Annotated in this window: 6 protein-coding genes; all 6 read left to right on the top strand. The window is 66.2% G+C overall.

Translation table 11 applies throughout. The annotated features are described in order from the left end of the window. Positions 1-405, top strand: a 405-nt coding sequence (locus VK519_RS06085; RefSeq protein WP_324348247.1) for an ATP-binding cassette domain-containing protein, incomplete at its 5' end; no start/stop codon positions are given. After that, a complete protein-coding gene (locus VK519_RS06080; protein WP_324348246.1) occupies positions 402-1,157 on the top strand; it encodes an ABC transporter permease in 756 nt (251 codons plus the stop codon). The genes VK519_RS06085 and VK519_RS06080, both read left to right, overlap by 4 nt. Next, the gene (locus VK519_RS06075) at positions 1,157-2,503 is read left to right on the top strand and encodes a GldG family protein (RefSeq protein ID WP_324348245.1); all 1,347 of its coding nucleotides are present in this window, start codon (positions 1,157-1,159) and stop codon (positions 2,501-2,503) included. The genes VK519_RS06080 and VK519_RS06075 overlap by 1 nt, the downstream gene beginning before the upstream one ends. Next, the gene (locus tag VK519_RS06070) at positions 2,482-2,982 is read left to right on the top strand and encodes a DUF4340 domain-containing protein (protein ID WP_324348244.1); all 501 of its coding nucleotides are present in this window, start codon (positions 2,482-2,484) and stop codon (positions 2,980-2,982) included. Before VK519_RS06075 ends, VK519_RS06070 begins: the two co-directional genes overlap by 22 nt. A gap of 173 nt (positions 2,983-3,155) precedes the next feature. Continuing rightward, positions 3,156-4,562: an NADP-dependent phosphogluconate dehydrogenase gene (gene gnd, locus VK519_RS06065; RefSeq protein WP_324348242.1), complete on the top strand. Its 1,407-nt coding sequence runs from the start codon at positions 3,156-3,158 to the stop codon at positions 4,560-4,562. A gap of 8 nt (positions 4,563-4,570) precedes the next feature. Continuing rightward, positions 4,571-5,383 (top strand): bifunctional DNA-formamidopyrimidine glycosylase/DNA-(apurinic or apyrimidinic site) lyase, encoded by an 813-nt coding sequence (gene mutM, locus VK519_RS06060; RefSeq protein ID WP_324348240.1) that lies wholly within the window; start codon positions 4,571-4,573, stop codon positions 5,381-5,383. Positions 5,384-5,421: the final 38 nt, after the last annotated feature.

The raw sequence follows: 5,421 nt of genomic DNA, 5'->3' as shown, positions 1-5,421 counted from the left end.
GGGTTGCGCGGCAAGGCCCCGGTCGAGGCCGTGATCGAGCGGCTGGGCCTGGGCCCGATGGCCCGGCGCGTGGCAGGCGTGCTATCCCAGGGCCAGCGCCAGCGACTGGGCTTGGCCTGCGCGCTGCTGCACGATCCGGCCCTGCTGGTGCTGGACGAACCGGCCAATGCACTGGATCCGGTACAGACCGCCGAACTTCGCAGCATCATCGCCGAGCGCGCCGCCGCCGGTTGCGCGGTCATCCTTTCCACACACGTGCTGGCCGAAGTCACGGCCGTATGCACGCGCGCGGCCATCGTGCACCAGGGCCGCCTGCGCCATGACGGGCCACTGGCCACGGATGCTGACCGCCAGACCCTGGACAAGACGTTCTTCACCATCGCCACCGGCGCGGAGGCTGCATGAGCGTCACGGCGGTCGCCCATCTTGAACTGCGCCGCTTGCGCGTGCGCCCCCTGGCCTGGTTGCTGGCCGCCCTCACACTGGGCTGGCTTGCATGGCGGTATCTGTTCCTGCTGGACACCTTCATGAAGATGCAGGTGAAGCTGGCGGCGATGGCCGACGGTCCGGGCTTCACCGACCTTGTCGCCGTGCCGCTGCTGGCGGAGTTGCTGCAGCTGTCGTTCGTGGTGGTGCCGTTGATGACGATGACGCTCATTGCCAGTGACCGCCGCCAGGGCACGCTTCCGCTGCTGCTTTCCACCGGCCAGCCGCCCTCGCACATCGTGTTGGGCAAATACCTGGCCGCGCTGTGCTGGCTGGCGCTGTGGCTGTTGCTGGCACTGGCGATGCCGCTGGCGTTGGCAGGATCGGTACACCTGGACTTCGGCAAGCTTGCCGCAGCCACCTTGGGCTGCGCCCTGATGATGGCAACGCTCGCCGCCATCGGCATCGCCTGCTCGGCTTTCACCGCGCAGGCCGCCCTGGCGGCGGTGGCCGCGCTGATCATCGCGCTGGCGCTATGGACGGTGAACTCAGGTGCGCGCGCTGCCGGTGTGGAGGGTGGTTTCCTCGACTGGCTGGCGATGAGCACCCACCTGCAGATCATGGCGCGCGGCGTGGTGGGGACGAACGACATCGCCTGGTTCCTCATCGTGATCGTGGTGTCGCTGGCACTGGCCAGCCGGCGCCTGGCCGACGAGCGGGGTCGCCGCTGATGCGCCGCCTGGAAAGCTGGATCTTTGCGCTGGCCTTGCTGCTGGCCGCTGCCTGCGTCGGCTTCTTTACTTCGCGGTATGCGGTGCGCGCCGACTGGAGCGCCGGCGGCCGCGCCTCGATCGCGGCCGAAAGCCAGGCCGTGCTCGACCGCCTGCCTGGACCTGTGGAAGTGGTGAGCTATGCCAGCCCCTCCGGGGAGCTTCGAGCAAACATCGGCGCCTTCATGGAGCGCTACCAACGCGCCAAACGCGACCTCACATTGCGCTTCGTCGATCCGGAGAAAGATCCCGCCGCCATGCGCGAGCTGGGCATCAGCAACGACGGCGCGATGATCATCCACTACAAGAACCGCGTGCAGCGCCTGGACGACTCGCTCACCGAACGCTCCATGAGCAATGCCCTGGAGCGACTGGCGCGCGGAGGCGAGCGCATCGTCGGCTTCGTCACCGGCGATGGCGAGCGCTTGCCCGGCGGCAAGGCCAATGCAGACCTGGGCACGTTCATGACCCAGTTCGAGGCGCGGGGCCTGCGCTCGGTGCCGCTGAATTTCGGCCAGGTCCAGGCCGTGCCGGAGCATACGGACCTGGTGGTGATTGCCAGCCCCTCCGCGCCGCTATCGCCCGCCGCGGTACAGGCGCTGGTTGACTACATCGGCAACGGCGGCAACCTGCTGTGGCTCGCCGAGCCGGGCGACCAGGACCTGGGCCTTAAGCCGCTGGCCGACGCCCTGGGCGTGCGCCTGCTGGCGGGTGTGCTGGTGGATGGCCAGGGCGCCAGCCTGAACCTCACCGACCCGCGGCAGATCGTGCAGGTGAGTTATCCGCCGCATCCGATCACGCACGGTTTCACCCTCACCACGCTGTTCCCGCAGGCAGCGGGCCTGGCCAAGGTGTCAGGCACCGACTGGACGGTGGCTGCCTTCCTGCGCACCGGCGAGCAAAGCTGGACGGCCTTCCACGGCATCGCCAACGACCAGCCGTCCACCATCCGCTACGACGCTGCGGCGGGCGAACTTCGCGGCCCCCTGGATTTCGGCTTTGCACAAACGCGCCTGTCGCCCAGCCCTGCGAAAAACGAGCAGCGCGTAGTGGTGGTGGGTGACGGCGATTTCCTTGGCAATACCTTCGTCGGCAACGGTGGCAACCGGGCCCTGGGCGAACGCATCTTCGACTGGCTGCTGGGCGACGACGCGCTGGTGGCTTTGCCGCCGCGCGGCGCCCCTGATCGCGTCCTGGAGCTGTCGCAGACGCGCCTGGACGTACTCACACTGATTTTCCTGGTGGGATTGCCCGTGCTTTTGGCAGCCATGGGCGGATTCATCGCGTGGCGGCGGCGGCGCCGGTGAAGCGGCAAACGCTTCGGCGGCTGACCATGGTCACCGTGGTCGCTTTCCTTGCCCTGGCAATGTGGCTGCAGGTGTACCGCGACAACAGCCGCGCGCAACAGCAGATGCTCTCGTCGCTGGACGAGGCCGCCATCACGCACGTGGAACTTGCCTTCCGCGGCGGGCCGCGGACATCCTGGACCCGGCGCGACGGTGCGTGGCAGCTAGATGGATCGCCAGGCACCGCCGTGGACCAGGGGCGCCTTGAGGACCTGGTCAACCTTGCCGCAGCGCCCGTGGCCAGTTGGCGGCCGGCAAGCGATTTCGACATCGCCAAGCTCGGCCTGGCGCCGCCCGTGGCCACCCTGCGGCTGGACGGCACCACGTTGGAATTCGGCGAGCCGGCGGCCATCGGACAGCTCCGCTATGCCCGCGTGGGCGAACGCATCGCGCTGGTCCCGCTGCAGGCCCTGCCCCGGCCGGACCAGGCCAGGCACTAGCGGCTCAACGTTCTGATGACAGGCATCGGGCCAGGCGGGGTCAGAGTTTACTCTGACCCCAAGTTTCCAACGTTTCGATGACAGGCATGGAGCGATGATGGGTGGCCTTGCCATCCACTAGGTCGGGCCTATATCGAACCGGTCCCTTCTTTACTTCCCGGAGCTTAAATCCCATGAGCAAGCAAGCCATCGGCGTGGTCGGACTGGCCGTAATGGGCCGCAACCTGGCGCTCAACATCGAAAGCCGCGGTCATGGCGTGTCGGTATTCAACCGCAGCCGGGAACGTACCGACGACATGCTGAAGTCGTTCCCCGGCAAAAAGCTGGTGGGCACCTATTCACCGGAGGAATTCGTCCAGTCGCTGGAAAAGCCACGCCGTATCCTGTTGATGGTGAAGGCGGGTGAAGCCACCGACGCCACCATCGCCGAGCTTCTTCCGCTGCTGGACAAAGGCGATGTGCTGATTGACGGCGGCAATACCTTCTTCAAGGACACCATTCGCCGTAACGAGGAACTGGCCACGCACGGCATCCATTTCATCGGTACGGGCGTATCCGGTGGCGAGGAAGGCGCGCTGCACGGCCCGTCCATCATGCCCGGCGGCCAGAAGGAAGCCTACAACCTGGTGGCACCGATTCTTACCGAGATCGCAGCGCGCGCGCCCGACGGCGAACCCTGCGTGTCGTACATGGGGCCTGATGGCGCGGGCCATTACGTCAAGATGGTTCACAACGGCATCGAGTACGGCGACATGCAGCTGATCGCCGAGAGCTATGCCGTGCTCAAGGGCGTGCTGGGCCTTTCCAATGAAGAACTGGCCAAGGTGTATTCCGAGTGGAACAAAGGCGAGCTCGACAGCTACCTGATCGAGATCACCTCGCGCATTTTTGCCAAGAAGGATGACAGGACGGGTAAAGACCTCGTCGACGTGATCCTGGACCGCGCCGCCCAGAAAGGCACCGGCAAATGGACCAGCCAGAGTGCGCTGGATCTGGGCGTACCGCTGCAGCTGATCACCGAAGCGGTGTTCGCGCGCGTGCTGTCATCGATGAAGGACGAGCGCGTCGCTGCCAGCAAGAAGCTGACGGGTCCGAAGGCAACCAAAGGTGCCGATCGCGAGGCGTTGGTCGAATCGGTGCGCAAGGCGCTGTACTTCAGCAAGATCGTGTCCTACGCGCAGGGCTTTGCCCAGCTGCGGGCGGCCTCGGCCGAGTACAAATGGAAGCTCAACTACGGCGAGATTGCCAAGGTATTCCGCGCCGGCTGCATCATCCGCGCCCGTTTCCTGCAAAAAATTACCGACGCCTACGCGCAGGACAGCGACCTGACCAACCTGCTGATGGCGCCGTATTTCGCCGACATCGCGGAGAAATACCAGGACGCCCTGCGCGAGGTGGTCGTTGCCGCCGTGCAGGCCGGCGTGCCGGTGCCATGCTTCTCCTCGGCCATCGCCTACTTCGACGGCTACCGGACCCAGACGCTGCCAGCCAACCTGATCCAGGCCCAGCGCGACCTCTTCGGCGCGCACACCTTCGAGCGCATCGATGACAAGGGCAGTTTCCATGCCGACTGGAGCTGAGCCGCCCCGTGCCTGAACTTCCGGAAGTCGAAACCACGCGGCGCGGGATCGCGCCGCACATCGTGGGCCGCACGGTGGCTCGTGTCGTATTGCGACGCGCGGACCTGCGCTGGCCGATTCCCACCGCCGTGGCGGCGCTGCTACCCGGCCAACGTATCGATGCGGTGGAACGCCGGGCCAAGTCTTTGTTGGTCCACAGCCAGGCCGGCACGGCCATCGTGCACCTGGGCATGACCGGCGTCCTTCGTGTATTGCCCGACGACACCCCGCCGGGCAAACACGACCACGTGGACATCGTGCTCGATTCGGGCGACATGCTGCGCTTCACCGATCCGCGTCGTTTCGGCAGCCTGCTATGGCAGGGACCGTTCGAGACGCACGAGCTGCTGAAGAACCTCGGGCCCGAGCCCCTCACCGACGGTTTCGACGGCGATACCCTCTGGAGCGCCTCGCGCAACCGCAGTGCGGCGGTGAAGACGCTGCTGATGGACAACGCCGTGGTGGTGGGCGTGGGCAATATCTACGCCAGCGAAGCGCTGTTCGCGGCAAAGATCGACCCCCGGCGCAAGGCCGGGACGATCTCCCGCGCGCGGTATGCAAGGCTCGCCACGGAAGTCAAACGCATCCTGGCCCATGCCATCGAGCGCGGCGGCACCACCCTGCGCGATTTCCTCGCGCCGGACGGTGCACCGGGTTACTTCTTCCAGGAGCTCTTCGCGTATGGCCGCGAAGGCGAGCCATGCAAAGTGTGCGGCACCGGCATCCGGAATGTCACGCTGGGACAGCGCTCGACGTTCTACTGTCCGCACTGCCAGTCGTGACGGGTGTAGATGTCAGCTTCTGGCGTCAGGCCAGATCA

It is taken from the genome of Pinirhizobacter sp. (genome assembly GCF_035317885.1).
Classification (GTDB): domain Bacteria; phylum Pseudomonadota; class Gammaproteobacteria; order Xanthomonadales; family Rhodanobacteraceae; genus Pinirhizobacter.
This window is presented reverse-complemented; position numbering and strand designations above follow the sequence as displayed.

Coding starts and splice junctions, on each gene's coding strand:
- VK519_RS06080 (WP_324348246.1), top strand. CDS start 402: ATGAGCGTCACGGCGGTCGCCCATCTTGAACTGCGCCGCTTGCGCGTG.
- VK519_RS06075 (WP_324348245.1), top strand. CDS start 1,157: ATGCGCCGCCTGGAAAGCTGGATCTTTGCGCTGGCCTTGCTGCTGGCC.
- gnd (WP_324348242.1), top strand. CDS start 3,156: ATGAGCAAGCAAGCCATCGGCGTGGTCGGACTGGCCGTAATGGGCCGC.